The organism is Sphingopyxis sp., assembly GCF_035565275.1.
Lineage (GTDB): Bacteria > Pseudomonadota > Alphaproteobacteria > Sphingomonadales > Sphingomonadaceae > Sphingopyxis.
The window spans coordinates 1-1,889 of record NZ_DATMST010000199.1; the positions used below are offsets into that span (position 1 = coordinate 1).

2 protein-coding genes are annotated in these 1,889 nt (G+C 67.4%); one reads left to right on the forward strand and one right to left on the reverse strand.

Going from position 1 to position 1,889, the window contains the following annotated elements; genetic code table 11:
- Positions 1 to 7 precede the first annotated feature (7 nt).
- Complete coding sequence (locus tag VN047_RS13975) at positions 8 to 136, forward strand: short-chain fatty acyl-CoA regulator family protein (RefSeq protein ID WP_414712708.1); 129 nt, start codon at positions 8 to 10, stop codon at positions 134 to 136.
- A 141-nt stretch (positions 137 to 277) separates the two neighbouring features.
- Here VN047_RS13975 and VN047_RS13980 read toward each other — a convergent pair.
- Positions 278 to 1,889: hypothetical protein (locus tag VN047_RS13980; RefSeq protein ID WP_325543672.1), on the reverse strand; the 1,612-nt coding region annotated here is incomplete at its 5' end.

Sequence of the window (1,889 nt, forward strand, 5' to 3'; positions counted from 1 at the left end):
GGCGCCGATCGGTCTCGGCTGCCGCCGCTGTACGCGCACCGGCTGCGTCCAGCGATCGATGCCGCCGCTGGGACGCCCGCTGCGGTTTCGCGAGGGCGAGCGCGGGGTAAGCGCGTTCGATTTCGCGGGGGATTAGGACCAATCGACATTCAGCCTCTGGCGGTCTGCAAATGGCGGCCTTCCGCGCTTCCGGTGCTCACGTACCAAAAGTACGCTGCGCTCCGGAACACGGAAAACCACCATTTTCAACTCACCAGAAGCTGAATGTCGATCGGCCCTAGATCCGGTCCATGCGAAGCCAGCGTTCGTCGCCGAGCCAGGCTTTCGAAAGGGCCTTTTTCGCCGCCGCCGCTTCGAGCTTGTATCCGCGCGCTGCTTCGCTGCGGCTGAGGCCGTAAAGCGCCCAGCCATTATTTGGTGTCTGTGCCAGCGCGCCGCGAAAGGCGGCGCTGGCGTCGTCGTATCGCTTCGCCTGAAAAAGCGCCGCGCCGAGCGACTGCTTCACCGGATAATACCAGTAGGTCGGCTCCTGATAGGGAAGGCGGCCCTCGATTTCTTCGGCCTGACGATAGAAGGTGATCGCTTCGCCGGTGCGCCGCTGCGCGGCGGCGAAACGGCCGCGTGCGACGAATTCGGCAAGCATCACAAGCTGATCCGCCGGGACGCCCTGATCGATCATGCCCTTCAGCGCGCCCGAGGTCCTGAGGCGTTCCATCGCGGTCATTTCGCGTTCGAAGCCGGCGCGATCGCGAAGCCGGGCATAAGCGACGCCCCGCGCATAATGGCGCATCGCGGTCGGATAGGCGAGCCGCGCGTCGGGGGCGGGCATGGCGAGGATCGCCTTGGCATCGGCGAATTGCGCCATCGCGAAATAGGGCGCGGCGTCGATCGACTGGATCCACGCGATCCTTGCCGAGGTTTCGGGATCGAGCACGGTGCGGAGGCGTTTTGCTTCGCGGATCGCGGTGTCGAGGTCGCCCGCCATCTGCGCCGAGGTCACGATGAAGTGGATATTGTGCGGATAATAGCCGTAGCGCACGAGGCCCTTGTCGTTCGTGCTGCGGATATAGGCTTCGTCCGCGCGCGCCGCCGCGACGTTGACGCGGATCGAATCGGCATGGCGGCCGCGCAGCTGGTAGATATGGCCGGGCATGTGGACGAGGTGCGCGGCGCTGGGCGCGCGCGGGTCGGCGAGGCGATCCGCCGCGGCCTCGGCGCGCTGTGGATCGGTCGATTCCATCAGGTGGATATAGAGATGGTTCGCCTGCACATGCGCGGGATTGCGGCGCAGCACGGTTTCGACGAGCCGCACGGCTTCGCCGCTGCGTCCCACCGGCGTCCGCTTGTCGGTCTCCCAGTAATTCCACGGGCTGGTGTCCATCGCCGCCTCTGCGGCGAGCACAGCGACATCGTCGTCGCCGGGAAAGCGGCGCGCGACGTCGAGCATCGCGTCGGCATAGGCAGCGTCGAGCGCAGCGCGGTCGGCGCCCGGATCGCGCGAATAGCGGCGTGCGACCGCCTCGATCAGCGCGCGTTCCATCGGGGTCGCGCCGCTGCGCAGGGCCATCGCACGGTCCATCGCGTCGAGCGCCGCGGCGTGGTCGCGTTCGTCCATCGGCGCGTTGATGTTAGGGCCGAGCGCCACCGCTTCGCCCCACCAGCACATCGCGCAATCGCGATCGAGGCGCTGGGCCTCGCGGAACGAGCGCACCGCGCCGGCATGGTTGAAACCGTAGGTCAGCAGCAGCCCCTGACTGAAATAACGCCGCGCCTGTTCGGCGCGCGTCGACAGCGGAAAGGGGGACGCGGCGAGATCGGGATAGAGCGGAATCCGGTCGGCGCCGCTGGCCGGGGCGGCAATCGCCGCGGCGACGAGCAGGTTGTTCGCC